Annotated in this window: 11 protein-coding genes; 6 read left to right on the forward strand and 5 right to left on the reverse strand. The window is 60.8% G+C overall.

All coding sequences use genetic code 11. The features are described 5' to 3' along the window. The first annotated feature begins 176 nt into the window (after positions 1 to 176). The 4 genes from NW870_RS00750 (at position 177) to NW870_RS00765 (ending at position 4,668) form a co-directional block, all read left to right on the forward strand. On the forward strand, positions 177 to 884 hold the full coding sequence (locus tag NW870_RS00750; protein ID WP_414373342.1) for a Crp/Fnr family transcriptional regulator: 708 nt from the start codon (positions 177 to 179) through the stop codon (positions 882 to 884). Positions 885 to 903: 19 nt separating this feature from the next. Further along, positions 904 to 1,398 (forward strand): DUF427 domain-containing protein, encoded by a 495-nt coding sequence (locus tag NW870_RS00755; protein WP_011433071.1) that lies wholly within the window; start codon positions 904 to 906, stop codon positions 1,396 to 1,398. Positions 1,399 to 1,526: 128 nt separating this feature from the next. After that, positions 1,527 to 3,605, forward strand: a complete 2,079-nt coding sequence (locus tag NW870_RS00760; RefSeq protein WP_414373345.1) for an SH3 domain-containing protein — start codon at positions 1,527 to 1,529, stop codon at positions 3,603 to 3,605. Positions 3,606 to 3,684: 79 nt separating this feature from the next. Beyond that, a complete protein-coding gene (locus NW870_RS00765) occupies positions 3,685 to 4,668 on the forward strand; it encodes an energy-coupling factor transporter transmembrane component T family protein (RefSeq protein ID WP_414373348.1) in 984 nt (327 codons plus the stop codon). Positions 4,669 to 4,692: 24 nt separating this feature from the next. Here NW870_RS00765 and NW870_RS00770 read toward each other — a convergent pair whose 3' ends face one another. The 3 genes from NW870_RS00770 to NW870_RS00780 form a co-directional block, all read right to left on the reverse strand. After that, positions 4,693 to 7,599 carry a GAF domain-containing protein gene (locus NW870_RS00770; protein WP_414373350.1) on the reverse strand — a complete coding sequence of 969 codons (2,907 nt, stop codon included), beginning with the start codon at positions 7,597 to 7,599 and terminating at the stop codon, positions 4,693 to 4,695. Between the two features lie 610 nt (positions 7,600 to 8,209). Beyond that, positions 8,210 to 8,833 (reverse strand): NADPH-dependent FMN reductase, encoded by a 624-nt coding sequence (locus tag NW870_RS00775; RefSeq protein WP_414373352.1) that lies wholly within the window; start codon positions 8,831 to 8,833, stop codon positions 8,210 to 8,212. A 145-nt stretch (positions 8,834 to 8,978) separates the two neighbouring features. Beyond that, the gene (locus NW870_RS00780; protein ID WP_414357267.1) at positions 8,979 to 11,321 is read right to left on the reverse strand and encodes a fused MFS/spermidine synthase; all 2,343 of its coding nucleotides are present in this window, start codon (positions 11,319 to 11,321) and stop codon (positions 8,979 to 8,981) included. A 268-nt stretch (positions 11,322 to 11,589) separates the two neighbouring features. Between NW870_RS00780 and NW870_RS00785 the strand changes: the two genes are divergently transcribed. Next, a complete protein-coding gene (locus NW870_RS00785; protein ID WP_414357269.1) occupies positions 11,590 to 12,543 on the forward strand; it encodes an alpha/beta fold hydrolase in 954 nt (317 codons plus the stop codon). A gap of 66 nt (positions 12,544 to 12,609) precedes the next feature. On the opposite strand, the gene NW870_RS00790 is transcribed toward NW870_RS00785, so the two are convergent. Next, on the reverse strand, positions 12,610 to 13,092 hold the full coding sequence (locus NW870_RS00790) for a pyridoxamine 5'-phosphate oxidase family protein (protein ID WP_414357271.1): 483 nt from the start codon (positions 13,090 to 13,092) through the stop codon (positions 12,610 to 12,612). Between the two features lie 199 nt (positions 13,093 to 13,291). On the opposite strand from NW870_RS00790, the gene NW870_RS00795 reads away from it, so the two are divergent. Beyond that, positions 13,292 to 13,513, forward strand: coding sequence for a high light inducible protein (locus NW870_RS00795; RefSeq protein ID WP_414349692.1), 222 nt, complete (start codon positions 13,292 to 13,294; stop codon positions 13,511 to 13,513). A 340-nt stretch (positions 13,514 to 13,853) separates the two neighbouring features. On the opposite strand, the gene NW870_RS00800 is transcribed toward NW870_RS00795, so the two are convergent. After that, the gene (locus NW870_RS00800) at positions 13,854 to 16,040 is read right to left on the reverse strand and encodes a CHASE2 domain-containing protein (protein ID WP_414373354.1); all 2,187 of its coding nucleotides are present in this window, start codon (positions 16,038 to 16,040) and stop codon (positions 13,854 to 13,856) included. Between the last annotated feature and the right edge of the window lie 42 nt (positions 16,041 to 16,082).

The raw sequence follows: 16,082 nt of genomic DNA on the forward strand, positions 1-16,082 counted from the left end.
ATCTAAAAAAACCAACTTCATCCTCTTTCCTCTATAAATTATTCTCTCTATCCTAACATAAGATCAACACGACCTAGATCTTGGCGCACATGGCGGGGTGGTGGATTGCAGGATAGCTCTTGAGTTGGTAACTGGGCTACAGTGGGCTTGCGGTATGGTGAAACGTCCGACCCGCCATGGCTTCCGATGCTCCTGTTGCCGTCCTCTCCGAGCTCAAGGCGGTACCCATGTTGGCCGAACTTTCGGCAACGTCCTTGCAATGGTTGGGATCCCAGGTCAAGCTGCGGGATATCCCGGCGGGACAGGCCCTCTTCATGCAAGATGCCTGGGGCAGCGTAGTTTATCTGATCCTCGCCGGCTGGGCTAAGGTGCGGCGGGCTTTGCGGGCGCAAGACAGCACCAAAACCCTTGCCTTGCTGGGGCCGGGCGCTTGGGTGGGGGAAATGGCGGTACTGGACGAAGCTCCCCGCTCGCGAGATGTGCTGGCCCTAACCCCGCTGCGGGTGGCCGGGATCCCGGCGGCAACCTTCAAAGCGCTGATGTTGCGGGAGCCGCAACTGTGTTACCAGCTGGCCTGCAGCCTCTCCCGTCGCCTGCGCCTGGCCAACTTGCAGGCGGATCTTGACCAGCAGAGCCCCCCGCTGCGAGTGGTGCATACGCTGGTGCAACTGGCGGAAGCTTTTGGCGAGAAGACCGCCCAGGGGATGCGCATTGTCTACCCTCCCCCCCAGGATTTGGCCGATCTCAGCCAGGTTAGCCGAGAGACAGCCACGGCGGTGCTAAGCCGTCTGCAGCAGCAGGGAGTTATTCAGCCTTTGCCGGAGCAACAGTCTTTGCTGCTGATCCAGTACGCCAAACTGGTAGAGGCCACCCGTCTGCTTTAGATATTGAAGATATTGACCCATGTCTCCCCAACCGATTTCTCCCCATCCAGGACAAGAATCTGTCTGGGACTATCCGCGCCCACCTCGTCTGGAGCCCACCACAGAACTGGTGGAAGTTCTCTTCAATGGCGAGCTCATTGCCCAAAGCCGCCGTTGCTACCGCGTCCTGGAAACCAGCCACCCGCCCACCTACTACATTCCCCCCACCGACGTTCGACTGCAGTATCTCCGCCCCAGCTCTCGCACCTCTTTCTGTGAGTTCAAAGGGGCTGCCTGCTACTGGACAGTTCAGGTCGGATCCCAAACAGCCGTAGATGCCGCCTGGAGCTATCCGGATCCCAGCCCGGCGTTTTTGCCCATCCGCGACTACCTTGCCTTTTATCCAGGCCGTGTGCAGGAGTGCCGGGTAGGTGGAGAACGAGTCCGGCCTCAACCCGGAGATTTCTACGGCGGTTGGATCACCTCAAAGGTCGTAGGCCCTTTCAAAGGAGAGCCGGGTAGCTGGAACTGGTAGGGGCGGAGCAGCGATTCCCGAGGGGGGATCCCTTTTACCGGGGAAAAGGACTACAGTTAAGTCGATGCGGGTCAGTTGTCCAAGGACTCCGTCCCGCTGGCACGAACAGGAGAGCGCGGACAAAAACCATGACGGTGCGGGTGCCCCTCGACTATTATCGGGTTTTGATGCTGTCGGCACGGGCAGATGAGCATCAGATTGAGCAGGCATACCGGGAGCGAATCGATCTCAAGCCGGGCGAGCGCTCCTGGCTGCTGGAGTTCTCGCCACAGGCTGTGGAAGCTCGCGCTCAAATGATCCAAGAGGCAGCTTCTGTGCTGCTTAACCCTGAGGCACGGCGAAACTACGACGAACATCTCATGCCGGCGGATCCCACCTTAACGGTGGAGGAAACACGCTTGCCGGGAGTGCTGTGCTTGTATTGCGAAGCCGGAGAATACCAAGCTGCCTTGGACTTGGCTCAACATATGCTGGAGCAGGGCCACCCTGCTCGTTCCGATGCCATTTTGGCGCGGGCCATCGCTCGTCTGACACTGGGTCGAGAAGCCTGGCAACAGGGATCCTATGAAGAGGCGGCGCGTTCCCTACAGGCGGGCTTGGCGGAGCTGGAGGAGTATCAGGCCTTTCCGCAGATGCAAGCGGAGATCCGTATCGATTTGGGCAAGCTGCGTCCCTATCGCATTTTGCAACTCCTCAGCCAAAGTGCTCCCGCCCAAGCTGGAAGACACACCGCTGATGGGAACGGGGAGCGACAGCAGGGACTGGCTCTCCTCAAAGCCATGCTGGACGAACGGGGCGGCATCGAGGGGATGGGGCAAGATGGCTCTGGCCTCAGCACCGAAGATTTCCTGCGCTTTATCCAACGGGTACGTCGCCACCTCACCCTCAAAGAACAGCAGGAGTTGTTCGAGCGGGAGGCTGAGCGTCCCTCGATGGTGGCCGCCTACTTGGCCGTGCAGGTGTTGCTGGCGGCAGGTTATCTGGAAAACCGCCCGGCTCTGGTGCGGCGTGCTCGCGGCTACCTGGCTCGTCTGGCGCAGCGGCAGGATGTGCATCTGGAGCAGGCCATCTGTAGTCTGTTGCTGGGGCAGACCGAAGACGCGCTCGCCCATCTGCGCTCCACCCAAGAAGTAGAGGCCTTGCAGTTTATCGAAGAACACTCCGCCGGTTCTCCCGACCATCTGCCGGGTCTGTGCCGCTTCACAGAAAAATGGTTTCAGGAGGAGGTGTTCCCGGAGTTCCGCGGTCTGGAAGCCGCCCAAGTGACGTTGCAAGCCTACTTCGACAACCCCCAAGTACAAGCTTACCTGGACGAAATGCCCAGCCGCGAAGACCCGCCGGCAGGGATGCTCTCTCCCAGTGCTCCGCACCGCTGTCGCGAACAAGCCCCCCATCCCCCACCTCATTTGCCTGCCGTGGTGGGTCCTGAGCCAACCCAGGAATTGTATCGCCCACCCGCCCCTTGGCAACAGGGGGTGCCAGAACCCCCGCGCCTCTCGGATTTGCCCTCTTACCGCAGCACCCCCAAAGCAGGCGTCTCTTCTCTTGCCGATGAGAGTTCTAGTGCTCCGCACCGCTGTCGCGAACGCGCCCAAGACCGTTCCCCTCAGGGGGACGGAGTCCAGGGCCTAAGGTCCGCTGGCGCGATCGGTTTGCAGGATGTGGAGCGTTACCGCCGCAGCCGCTTGGGGGGCCGTAAGCGTCCTACCTTTCCCGCTGGCGTTCGTTTGGGCTCCGCACCGCTGGCGCGAATGGCCGGGGTGGTCGGTGTGGGCATCCTCTCCCTATTGGTCATCTGGCAAATGCTGCGGGGCCTGTTCACGCCGCCACCGGCACCGCCGCTGGAGCAGCCCCAGGTGCAAATTGAGCAGCCGCCGGTTGACATATCGCCACGCGACGCTTTCGCGAACAACAATCCCGGCCAGACAGAACCCGCTCCCCCGCCTGAGCTAACTGGCCCTCTGGCGGAGTGGCAAGGAGTACAACAGGTGCGGGTGATCTCCAACGATGGCATCAACATTCGCCAGCAACCCAGCCTGACAGGAGCCATTGTCGGGACAGCCCCACGCCAAGCCCTGCTGCGGGTGGTAGAGGTGCAGGCCGGTGAGGGACAAGTGCCCGTCTGGCTGCGCATCGAGCGAGATGGGGCTCCGGGGGGATGGGTCGCTGCCCAGTCGGGCTCTACCCGTCTGGTGGAACGGCCCTAGCTCTCCCTTGCTGCCAGCCGTTATTGCTCCGCAGTGCTGTCGCGACCAGGGGGTATAGCCTGCTTCCTTCTCAACTGTTGTGGATATTCTGCGCAATGCCCCGTTAGGGATTTATCTGGAAGAGCCTCGCACCTGGCTACATTGCCTGGATCCGCGGGTTAAGCTGGCCTGGCTACTCAGCTTTCTCCTCAGCCCCATTTTGGCCGGCAATGGTTGGCGCTTAGCCGTGGTGGTGGCTCTTCTGCTGCTAACTGTGGCGGCCCGTCTGCCGCGCCGGGTTTGGTCGGGCCAACTCTCCCTGGTGCTGGCCCTGAGCCTGCTCACCTTTGGGATCACCAGCTTGGCGCCGGATGGATTGGGGGTTTTTCCCCAACCGCAACGGCAGGATATGCAGGTGGTGGGCTATGGGCTGACCGGGATCCCCGCTGTTCCCGTTAGCGGTGCAGGGCACTTCGACTTGGCCGTAGAACAGGGATCCCCAGACCGTGCCTGGCGGGAGCAAACCCGTGCTTGGCAAACCCCTTACCGCTACCGCCTTGTTCAATTTTCCCTGTTGGGGCGAACCTTTCAGGTCTCCCGCCGTTCTCTATCGGTGGCGCTGCGGCTGGGCACCCTCATTTTTACGTTGCTCTACGCCACCCATTTGTTTTTGTTGACCACGGCCCCCGAAGAAATTGCCGAAGGGATCGGCCAATTGTTGCAGCCTCTCCGACGTTGGAGCTGGCCGATTGCCGAAGTGATTCTCACCCTCACCTTGGCGCTACGCTTTCTGCCTCTGGTGATGGAAGAGGTGCAAAACTTGACGCGGGCGGTGCGAACTCGGGATGTGCGCTGGGGATCCCTGAGTTTCCGGGGCGGGATCCAAACCCTGCTGGCTTTGGTGGAGCGCTTTTTTGAAAACTTGCTCCTGCGTGCGGAACAGACGGCCATGGCGATGCAAGCCCGTGGGCTGACCGGCCCAGACCATCCCCTGCGCTGGCACCGCCTACAACTGCGGCGGCTGGATCGCGGCCTACTGGCTCTACTGCCCCTGTTTTGGCTGCTCAGAACCTTGTCCCCCTAAGGTGACCGGCAACACAGCTTTTTCCTACCCAGGGGGATGGGGCTCGTCGCTGCCCATCGGCAGGAGCAGCCGAGAGACACAACGCCCATCGGAAGAGAGGTAAAAGGAGAGCTGGCCCCCCATCCGCTGCACCACCCGTTGACACAGGCTGAGTTCCAGACCAGGACTTACCGATAGAGGCGACTTGAGCAGAGGATCCGCGTAGATCACCTGGTTCGGATCCAACTGAAGGGCGGCCATCAGGTGAGGGTCGAAGCTGCCCTGATCCACCACCAGCAGCTCTGCATAGCCAAAGGGCTCCGCATCGCTATCGCGAACGCTGGCTTGGCTCCACAGATCCAGCCGCCCCCCTTCCGGGCTGCGCAAACCAGCGGCTGTCAACACCTCCCAGAGCACCATCTCCAGTCGTTCGGGATCCCCCTGGACGGCAATGCTCATGTCCCCATGGGCCCGCGGCCACAGCTTGCGTTTTTGGGTCAGGGCCTCCACTCGGCGTAGGCTTTTGCGCACCAAGGTTGCCAAGGGCACCGACCGCGACTGCGGCTGCACCTGCCAAGTTTCCGACTGCAACAACGGCCTTGTGGAGACGGTCAGATCCCGCAGCCCTCTGCCAATTTCCACTACTTTTTGCCAGCGGGTGGCTTCGTCTCCGGGGATCTCCGGCACCTGACCCAGGCGGTGCAGGCTGTCCAGAAGGGCATTCTGCATATCCAGCAGGCGGCGGTGCTTGTACCAGTTCAACTCCCTGAGCACCTCCTGCCGCTCTTGCAAAGTTTGCATCCAGAGCAAGCGCCGCACCGTCCAGCCGCAGGTCTGGGCGATCAACATCACAGCCGCCCGCTCGTCGGGATCCCAAACCTTGCCCGCTTCTGCCCCCAAGATCAAAACTCCCAAAGCTCCCGCCTGCGAGGAGTTTGTCTCCCCCAGCGCCACCAGCAGCCAGGATCCCAGGCCGGCAGCAAAGTGCTCCGCACCGCTGACGCGACTGAGCCAAGTGCGGCTGGCAGGGGGGATCTGCTCCTGGGTGAGCGGCAGAGGTTCTGCCGACTGCAGCGCGTAGGCCAGTAGGGGATCTTGCAGATCGATCTCGGTGGGGCCGGTCTCCGTCCCGGCAGCAAAAGATGGCTGGAGCTGAGCCCGGCTCTCCCCCGGCTGCCAACTGACCACCAGCGCCAGAGGGATCCCCAGCAATTGGGCCGTCTGTCGGACGGTGGTGGTGTACAGATCTGACAAGGTGGCCAAGTTTGGCAAGGTTGAACAAGTGGCGATCAGGCCCTTGAGCAATTGCTCTTGTCGTTGCCGGCGTTGTTCTGACCGAATTTGCCGCAGGATCACCCCCACCTGTTGGGCAATCCCCCGCAGCAGTTGCCGCTCTTCCCGGCTCCAGGCCCGTAGCTGGGGATGCAACACCAAGAGCAGCCCTTCCACGGGTGTGTTGGCCCCGGTATGGGTCAGCATCAGGGAACGAACTCCTGCCAGTTCCTGCCGCCAAGAGAGCAGGCGCAGATCTTGGTCGTAGTTTTCTGCCACCACCACCTCGCTGCGCATGAGATCCTGCCAGTCCTGGTCGCTCAGAGGGCTGAACTGCTGCGGCAAAGTCTGCTTGCCCTGTTGCTCCGCGACGCTGCGGTACTCGTAGAAGAGGCGGGGGATGGGGCTGTCGGGATCCACCGTCAACACGGCCACTGCACCGACTTTCAGGCGCTGGGCCAGGCCGACAACGGCTTGCTGGAGAGCCTGTTGCAGCTCCGCCGGGTTGTAAAGCGAGCGGCCCACCTGCTGCACAAACTCTTGGTCATCGGCCAACTGGCGAATGCGGCGATCCAGATTTTCCAGAGGGCTGGCCAGGGCCAACCCATTGGCGGCAGCGGCCACCAACTGTCGCTCAGCGGCTTGCCAGGTACGGGGCACATCGGATTGCACCCAGATAAACCCCAGCAGATCCTTCTCCAGCAAAATCGGGGCTGCCAAAACAGCCTGGGCTCGCAACTGCTGCATCAGCTTGGGGGGAACCTCAGAGCGAGTCGTCCCTGTGCCGCCCACCACCACCTGGCCATCGGCGAGGGTGTAGTACATGTCCCCCAATTCCCGCAGCGAAAGGCTGACCTCTCCTGTCGGCCCTGCTCCGACTTTCTCCGCCCCGCTGTCGCGAACAGCTTTGGGGACGCTCCCGTGGGGAACGAACTGACCCTGGCTGCGCTCGTGCCAATACACCTGAATGTGGACAGCGCCCAGAAAAGACTGTAACTCCTGCCTCACCAGGCTGACCCGTTCCTGCAGGGATCCCACCTGGCGCATCGCCGTTCCCAACCTCAGGAGCGGATCCTCAAGGCGCTTTTCGGTCTGCTGCTGCCAAGCGTTTTCCAACTCCTGCAGAGAGGCTGCCAACTGCCCCAGCAAAATTCCCAAGAGAGCCTTTTCGTCCTCACGGGTGGTAACCCCCCACATTTGGGATCCCAGCATCAGGATCCCCAAGCAGCGCCGCCGTCCCACTGCCGTTCGCGACAGCGGGCCGTAGGCCGAGAAGGGATAAATGAAACAGCCCTGGATCCCGCCCAGTCGCCTGGCCTCCCGCTGCCAAATGCCCATGCGCGGCTCCTGAGAGAGGTCAGGCAGGCTGATCGGTCGCTGCTCGATCACCACCTGCTCCAGGATCTCCCCCGGCTGTAGAGGATGCACCGCTCGCAGTAGGGTTTGATCCTCAAGAAGGGTCACTCCCCCCTGGCCCACCAACTGATGATTTTGATAATCGTAAAAGGCCAGCCAGACCAGCGGCGCCCCAAACACCGCCCCGACATAGTCGAGGGTGAGCTGAATCAGCCCATTGGCATCCGTTTGCTCTCGCATCTGTTGCAATGTCGCTTGCAGGGCCACCAGGGGAGATATTGACCCAGCTCTATCCGAAGAATAAGGGGGAACAGACTGAACCATACCTGTGTGGATCTATTCCGCAGGTTCCTCTGCAAGCCAATGCCGTATCAGCCAGACTTCAGCTCGTCTCTGTTATGAGCCTTCTCGTCTCCCTGCTTCCTTGTTACTGGGCAACACTGACACAAAAAAGCGAGGAGAAGCGAGCCCGGACTTGTTGCTGTTTGAAACAACTATAGCCCCCAGATGAAAGGCTGGGTAGCAATAGGGGCAGCCGAAGTCTTTGACATGCTCCCCCGCCTAAAGGCAGGGGATTCCGGTTCCTGGTTCTGCGACAACTTGCCGTGTTGGGTTGCCCCTCCACAACAGCGGTGCTCATCTCCCCAGGCGTTCCCCCAAGCGCTACGCGCCACTGATGCAAGCGCAGGGCGGTTTCCTCTCGCGCCAGCGGGACAGAATCCTTATGCCCTTAGGTACCGTTGCGAACAACAACTAAAAAACCTATTGAGGTTGCATCCAGTCGTGAGACTGTTGGGCTTAAGGCCTACGGCCCGCTTACGCGAATAGAGCGGTTGATTACCCTGCCGCTGCGGGCAGCATAGCACACAGCCGCCCTAAAGCGCGGGGCTTTAGACCCAGTTTTTTGGTAAGTGATTAAGTAATTAATTTGGGGTTAATTGTGGGAAGGCTTCACAACTGGGATCCCGCGCAGCTTGTGAGTATGGGTCACCAAGCTCTGGACAAAGTGTTGAAAGCGCTGTTGTAGCTTCTCGTCTTTGAGATTGCCTTGCTCGTCAAAAGCGTTCCAAGCCCGACCGATGGCGATTTGCTCTGGGATCACCCAGCCATGCACCCAACGCACAATCAAGCGCATCTGGTTCAGGGTATTGCTGTTGCTCTCGCCGCCCAAAACGCTGATTAACCCAAAGACCTTACCCTCCAGTTGCTCAAAACTCAACAGATCCAGTGCATTTTTCAGGCTGCCGCTGATGCCGCCGTGGTACTCCGGGCTGGCTAGGATGATCCCATCCGCCCGCTTCATGGTTGCTCGTAGGACTGCCACATCGGGATAATCCGCATAGGACTCCGAGCCATCCACAAAGGGCAACTTCATCTGCCGCAGATCGAGGATGTGCAACGGGGTCCCCAACTTCTCAAACTCGCGCCGCGCCACCTCCAGCGCCTGGTACGTTAAGGAATTGGGCCGCAGGCTGCCCCCGATTGCCACGAAACGGGCCTCAGAGGCTTCAGCCATGGTGGTTTGAGGATCGACAGTAAGGGCTTGCAGAGGAGACATGAGCCGGGTTCCTGAGCAGACATTAGTTACGTTGCAAACAATCATAACTCATACCAACTCCGAGTTGTAAAGATTTCTTTAACTTTTCTGCTCCCCAACCCTAATGCATTCGCCGAAGCGTTGCATAGCGATAACAGCCGGATTCCTATCCAGAACTGGGGATCTGGATACCTCTCGGCAAAGGGATCCAAGGCCAGCGGATCACCTGCAGCAGGTTGGAAAAGTCATCCCGCCAGACGGGATCCCCGGCTTGGGGCAAAAGGGGCTGCCAGGGATCCGGTTCCTGCATGGCTTTAGGGTTTTTGGCCAAAGGACTCCGCTCCGCTAACACGGTCGCCGTTCGCTCAATGGGCGTAGCCTTAGCGTCGCGTAGCGATAACAGCACCCAGTGGGAAGGGGCCAGCCCCGCCTGTCGTTGCTCAGGGGAGAGATCCCGATGGGCTTGGTGCCAAGCGTGGAGCTGCAGGGATCCGGCCAGGCCAGCCAACAGCGGGGCCAGGTCGAGGTGGCGGTTGGTGATGTTGAAGAGCAGCCAGCCGTGGGGCTTGAGCTTGCTGAGGTAGAGGGCCAAAGCCTCTTGCGTGAGCAAATGCACCGGCACTGCGTCAGAGCTGAAGGCGTCCATCACCATCAGGTCATAGCTGCCCTCTGGGATCCCCTTGAGGCTGAGCCGGGCATCACCGAGGATGACCTGCACCCGCGCCCGCGTCTGGGCCCACCGGAGATAGGAAAAATAGCGCCCCGCCCAATCGGCCACGGTGGGATCCAACTCGAAAAACGTCCACTCATCCCCTGGCTCGGCATAGGCGGCCAACGTGCCGATCCCCAGCCCCAACACCGCAATGGCGGGCGTGGGATCCACAGTCTGGGCTCTGAACGCCGCAAACACCTGCCCAACCGGCCCAGACCGAGAAAAATAGGTCAGCGGCTCCAGCGCTTTTTCCGGGTCCAAGTTTTGGCTGCCGTGTAGAGTGGTGCCGTGCAGAAGGCTGCGGAAGGATCCCTGCTCAGTTTGGTATTCCACGATCCGGTTGAGGCCGAAGGCGCTGCGCTCGCTGTGGATCACCTGCAGTCCCGGCTGCAGCCAGGGTTGCCCCAGCAGCACAACCAACCCCGCCATTGCTCCCACCCAACCGACCTTGGCCTGCCAGCCAGGGGCTCCGCTCTGCTGCTGTGAACGGCTCTCCCCTGACACCAACAGCGCCAGCACCGCCCAGCCCAACGCCAAACCCACCCCAGCGCCCACCTGCAGCAACGCCTGCGGTTGAAAGTGCAACAGCAGCAAAGGCAGGAGCAGCCCCAGCCCCAGCCACAGGCCCACCCGCCCCCCCTGCGCCCCTAGCACGGCCAGCGACATCCCCAGCAACAGGGGATATTCCAGCACCGTCTCAAACACCTGCGGTGCCAAGAGGGCAGAGAACATTCCCCCCAAACTCCCCCCCAAAGCCAGCCACAGGTAAAACTGCGTCAACTGCTCCACCGGCGGGCGACGGCAAGCCAACCGGCTGTGGCAGCCCCAGCTCACCAGCCCAAAGGTGGTCAGATGCAGCGGCAAAAGCAAAAAACCCGGCCTCACCCAGCCCAAGACCTGTGTCCCCACCGCCCCGCAGGCCAGAAGAGCTGTCGTTCCCAAAACCCCCTTATTGGGGTGGATCCCCCCGAAAGCCAGCATGAGTGTCAGCAGATAGATCCCCAGAGGAATGGCCCACAACAGGGGCACTGCCGCCACGTCGGTGGTCAACAAGGTGGTGACCGCCACCAACAGGCCCGCCGGCAAAAAAGCCAGACCCGCCCAGCGCCAACGCTCTCGCCAGGAAACAGTCAAATCCCCCGGAGCAGCGCCGGATCCCTGGGAATCTGCCCCGCGTTCTTGTTGCTCCGCAACGCTGTTGCGACTGAGCAGCAGACCCACCCCGCTTAGCAGCACCAGGGCTGCCACCAGCGCGTAGGATCCCGTCCACAGGAGAGTTTGCCAAGCCAAAGACAGACGAGGCTCCAACACCAGCGGGTACCCCAGCAGCCCGCCCAAGCTGCCGGCATTGCTGGCCACATAGAGAAAATAGGGATCCAAAGCCTCCCGTTGCCCCGCGACCCCTCTTGCCGCCAACCCCCGTTGCAGCAACGGCGTCGTCGCCGACAGGAGAAACAGCGGCACCCCAGCTCCCAAAGTCAAGTTTGCCAACAGAGCGAGAGGGGGCCACCATCCTTCCGGTTGGCCGGGGATCCCCAGCTGAAAGGGCAGAAGCCTCAGCCCGACCAGCAGCAAGATCCCGTGGATCAGCACCCCCATCCTGGGATTGAGGCCGCGCCCCAGCCGGTCTGCCCACAGGTAGCCCAAAAGCAGGGTGGCCTGAAAAAAGGCCAGGCAGGTATTCCACACCAGGGGGGATCCCCCCCACAGCGGCAGCAGCAACTTGCCCACCAACAACTGTCCCCAGAAGAGGCAAAAAGCGCTACCAAACAAGCTGAGGCCAACTAGCCAAACCAAAGCCGACCCACCGCAAAACCCTCAACTGCCAGTATTCCCCACTTTCTCCCGGAAGCTTGAGATGGGATGTTGTAGCCGCTTGGTGGTGCCCCTTGGGATCACCCAACTCAGAGGAAGGCCGATCCTTGTTCCTCGATTCAAGTGCGCCAACGGGTGGAAGGGGGCCACCCTCCGCCAGTACTCTCAGTTGCCCCGATCACAAGGACTTTGTCCCGCTGTCGCGAACGGTTAGGATCGCAACGCTGACTCAAACCTACACTGCACCCCCATGTTGCCATGCAGCGCCAACGCGAACACAGAGCATCGCTGGCTCTGGCGTGACCAGCCCATTCGCTACCAACAGTCGGGATCCACAGGCCCAGCCGTGTTGCTCATCCATGGCTTTGGGGCCAGCAGCGACCATTGGCGGAAAAATTTGCCGGAGCTGGGGCAGCACTGTCAGGTGTATGCGATTGATTTGTTGGGGTTTGGGGGATCCGCCAAGCCTCTGCCGGGATCCCCTTTGCCCTACACCTTCGAGACCTGGGGATCCCTGGTGGCAGACTTTGTCCGAGAGGTGGTGGGCCAGCCAGTCTATCTGGTGGGCAACTCGATTGGCTGCATTGTGGCTTTGCAGGCGGCGGTTCTGGATCCAGCCCAGGTTTTAGGGGTAGCGATGTTGGATCCCTCGCTGCGGCTATTGCACGAGCGGAAACGGGGCCAGGTCTCCTGGCTGCGCCGCCAGTTTACCCCTTTGCTGCAATCCCTGCTGGGGTGGCCCCCCTTTGGTCGTTTCTTCTTTGCTCAGGTGGCCCAGGCTAGGGCCATTCGCAATATCCTCCTCCAAGCCTACGGGCGCAAAGAAGCGGTTACCGAGGAGCTGATCCAGCTTTTGCTCAAACCCGCTTTGGAGCCGGGGGCGGCAGAGGTCTTTTTGGCCTTTGTGCGCTACTCTCAGGGGCCTTTGGCTGAAGATCTCTTGCCTCAGCTCACCTGTCCCGTCTTGATCTTGTGGGGGGAAGCGGATCCCTGGGAACCCATTGCTCTGGGGCGGGCCCTGGCACAGTTTCCTTGCGTGGTGGGGTTCATCCCGTTGCCGGGGGTTGGCCATTGCCCCCAGGATGAAGCCCCCGAGCTGGTCAACCCGCTGCTTTTGGATTGGATCCGGGATCCCACCAAAAAACCTGAAAAAGGAGTTCGTTCCGCCGGGATCCCCTCACCCCCCCTGCAAGAGGAGAGCTAGGAAGTGGCGCAGCAGGAGCTTCCCCGTGCTGGGGAATGGCATGGGCTGCCCTTGGAATCCTCGTACCTACGCCCGACCGAGGTGCTCCAGTCGATCCAGGTTGGGGCCGCTCAGCCGGAATGCCTGGCCAAACCCCTGGATGAAGCTGCCAGCTTTGGGGATGATCTGACAGAAGTGAAAATCCGCCAAGCCCAGGATCATCTCGGCAATCTCGTACTTGGCGCGGTAGAGGGCTTCAAACCCCTGCGCCTGCGCCTCCTCGCGGCTGAGAAACTGGGCTTCTCCGCTCACCATCACCCGCGACAGGGCATGGTTACTGCGGGGATCCCCTGGGGTGGGCGGCTCGTGGATGAGCAGGCTGGCACGGGGATCTGCCCGCAAAGCCTGGGTGTGGCCAGAAAGATCGCTGATGACAATGGCAAAGCGCAAGGGATCCCGCTGCACCACAAAAGGCACCAACGACACCGCCGGGGATCCCTGCTCCAGCACCGCCAAGCTGGCCACCGGCTGGCCATCCAGCAGCATATTTAACTGTTCCAGCACCGACATGGTTGTCCTCCAGTCCCCTTGCTATTATCAGCTCCCCTGTACTGGGACAAGAGCCACAACCCTGCTTACAGGCTGTTCCTGGCCTGGTTGAACTCTGCCCGGCAGCTCGGAACATTGGGCGTCAACAACGTTGTAAATAAAACTTTACAATCCTATGCAAAGCGAGCTACGCTGGTGAAGAAAGCACAAGGAGAACCCTATGACCCGATATCGCTCCGTTGTCGTCGAAGAAGGTGGTCGGCTGAACAACTACGCCATCGAGCCGGAAATGTATGTGGACAGCACCCCCCGCGTGGGCTTCACCGAATATGCAGAGCGCTTGAACGGGCGTTTGGCAATGATCGGCTTTGTTGCCCTGATCCTGTTTGAAGCTCTGTCCGGTACCACCCTGCTCGGCTGGCTGCAATCCCTGGGCCGATAAGCCAAAGAACGCTTCCTAGGAAGAGGGCTGTCTCTAATCGCCGATTGACTGTTCGCGATAGTGGGACGGAGTCCTCACTTTGCTGCACAGTTCTCTACAACCTGATGTGCAAACGCTAGGCAGTTGTGCGAGTGTGCAGAGAGCGGGTGGTTAGGTTTATGTTTCTAGACCCCAGCTACCGTTTGAAATGTACCCCAAGCTCTGGGGGAACTAACGCCTGTGGAGACTCCTCTGGCGGGGTGGTAGGTCTAAAACCTACCGCTAGTCAAGGGTTGCTGAAGCAGGAAGAAAGCAACAGCGCTGAGCAAAAATCTGTTCTGTTCAGTGCTGTGTAGGTCTTTCAGAGCGGCATCTCCCAGTGCAGCTCGACATGGGTATGGCCTTCTGGGGTGCGGGTGCGATGCCAGGATCCCTTGGGTAGATAGCGGGCGATGGTGTTCATGGCCTTGCTGCCGTAGCCGCCGCTGAGGCCGGGAGCGTACTCGATGCCGTCATTGACCACAGAAAGGCAGCAGTGGCGATTCGTTTGGGCCAGCGACACTCTGACAAAGGAAGCATTGCCTTTGGGGGGTTGCACGTGGGCGATGACATTGCCGATGGCCTCTCGCAAGAAGCGCAAGATGTCTTCTCGCTGATCAAACCACTCGCCGGTGTTGGGCTCCTGCAGAGGTTGCAGTTGGCGCTCCACAGACAGCGTCAGGCTGCCCGCTTGGATCAGCTCGTCCAGATAGATCTCGATGCCGCGATGCAACCCCTCTCGCAAGCTGGGGGAGATGCGCAGCTTGGCGGCTAGGGTGCGCACATCGTTGAGCTGATTCCGGATCCCGCGTCCGATCCTCTCCAGTTGTTCGAGCAGGTGATCGTAGACGGCGGGGTCGGGCGACCTGCCTTGCTGCTGCTGCCATTGCAAGCTCTCCAAGTCGTCCATCACCACCTTCAACTCCTGCAGCTCCCGATCGTGAATGTCGGTGGCTACCCGGTAAAGCAACTTGCGGGCTTGGTCGATAGCTGCCTCCTGTTCGGCCCGACGCAGACGCTCCAATTCCTGCTGTTGGGCCAAGAGCCGCTCCTGATTCTCCACAATGATCAAAGTGAGCAGCAGGCTTACCCCCGTTAGCCCACTGGCCAAGGCTGGCAAGACGAGAGGCCAAACCCAACGCCACAGCAGAAACTGGGCCACAGCCCACCCTTCGTAAACGGCAAGCCCTACCATGGGTCGCAGGAGAAACTGCTGTTGCTTCCAGCCCCAATGGCTCAAAAGTGCTCCGCACCGCTGACGCGAACGTAGGGGGGGACGATAAAGCACCAAAAGCAGTCCCGTTCCCACTCCCAGCAGCAAAACCACCGCAGCCGCCACCCCCTCTGGCACAGATTGGTAGACCTCTCCGGTGAGCAGGCTGGAGAGGATTTGCGCCTGCAACTCCACCGCCGCAATCTGGGATCCATCCGCAGTCCGCACTGGGAAGGTTTCGGGGTAGCCGCCCACAAAACCCACCAGGACAATTTTGTCCCGCAATTGGTCGGCAGCTTCGGGATCGAGGGGAGGGATCCCTTCTTGGCCGCGGCAGGCTTGGCTGGGGTTGATCATCGGGGCAACAGACCCGGATCCTGCCTGGAGAACAGCTGGAGGGCAAACCCGTTCGATGGGGATGATGGGGATCCCGTGCTGGGAGCCGAGGGGGTTGAATTGAATCGGCTGCAAACCCCGTTCTCGAAACCAGCGGCTGGCCCGCTCCGGGTCGTATTTGGCAAAAGCCAGAGCCTCGACCGAGGCGAACATCTGCTCCTCTTGGCTGTCGCGGCGCAGGTAGAGCCCCCGCAACTGGGCCTGGCGCAGGATCCCGGCCCTATCCACCCGATATTGCACCACCCCCTGCACATGCTCTGGCGGCACCAGGTACTCCAGTCGCAGAGAAGAGAAGGGCAGAAAATGGTTGTAGATGTTAATCTCGGAGCGGCCAAAGCTCTCGCTGCTGCGGGTGGCCAGGACCAAGCGATCTGGGTAGCGCTGCACCACCTGACGCAGAGGGGCATCTAAGTTCTCGTTGCCCAGGTTTTGAGGTACCACAAAGCTGCTGGGCAGGTTTAGCACCACCACCCTGGCCTCAGCTTCTTCCAGTAGACGCAACGTCAGGCCGGCGTAGTTGGCCCGTTCCAGAAGGAAGTCAACTTGATGTTGGCCAAGGTGCTCTGCACCACTGGTGCGGCCATTGCTTTCCCCCTGTCCGCTGTTCCCGTTAGCGGGAACGTGCTCCGCACCGCTGTCGCGATCGAGTCCTATACGACCATCAATGCCGACGATCACCACCTCGGGAGAAGGCTGCTGAGGGCCACGCCAAGCGTACAGCCACTCCTGGGCGTCGCTCTCCATCCGCACCAACAAAGGATGCTGAGCAGAAAGGTTAAGCAGAGCAGCCCAACCCAAGCCCCAAGCCAACGCCCAGCCCAGCCGCCGCCGGGAGGGGGACAGTCGAGCTGGAGAAGTATAGCCTTGGCCAACGAGAAAGGGAGGGACGGGATCCGGCATATTGCAAAGGGCTTTGCACCGCTGACGCGACCACACGAACGG

The organism is Synechococcus sp. R50.1 (assembly GCF_047462115.1).
Classification (GTDB): Bacteria; Cyanobacteriota; Cyanobacteriia; order Thermostichales; family Thermostichaceae; genus Thermostichus.

Coding starts and splice junctions, on each gene's coding strand:
- NW870_RS00755 (WP_011433071.1), top strand. CDS start 904: ATGTCTCCCCAACCGATTTCTCCCCATCCAGGACAAGAATCTGTCTGG.
- NW870_RS00785 (WP_414357269.1), top strand. CDS start 11,590: ATGTTGCCATGCAGCGCCAACGCGAACACAGAGCATCGCTGGCTCTGG.
- NW870_RS00800 (WP_414373354.1), bottom strand. CDS start 16,040: ATGCCGGATCCCGTCCCTCCCTTTCTCGTTGGCCAAGGCTATACTTCT.
- NW870_RS00775 (WP_414373352.1), bottom strand. CDS start 8,833: ATGTCTCCTCTGCAAGCCCTTACTGTCGATCCTCAAACCACCATGGCT.
- NW870_RS00760 (WP_414373345.1), top strand. CDS start 1,527: ATGACGGTGCGGGTGCCCCTCGACTATTATCGGGTTTTGATGCTGTCG.
- NW870_RS00790 (WP_414357271.1), bottom strand. CDS start 13,092: ATGTCGGTGCTGGAACAGTTAAATATGCTGCTGGATGGCCAGCCGGTG.
- NW870_RS00795 (WP_414349692.1), top strand. CDS start 13,292: ATGACCCGATATCGCTCCGTTGTCGTCGAAGAAGGTGGTCGGCTGAAC.
- NW870_RS00770 (WP_414373350.1), bottom strand. CDS start 7,599: ATGGTTCAGTCTGTTCCCCCTTATTCTTCGGATAGAGCTGGGTCAATA.
- NW870_RS00750 (WP_414373342.1), top strand. CDS start 177: ATGGCTTCCGATGCTCCTGTTGCCGTCCTCTCCGAGCTCAAGGCGGTA.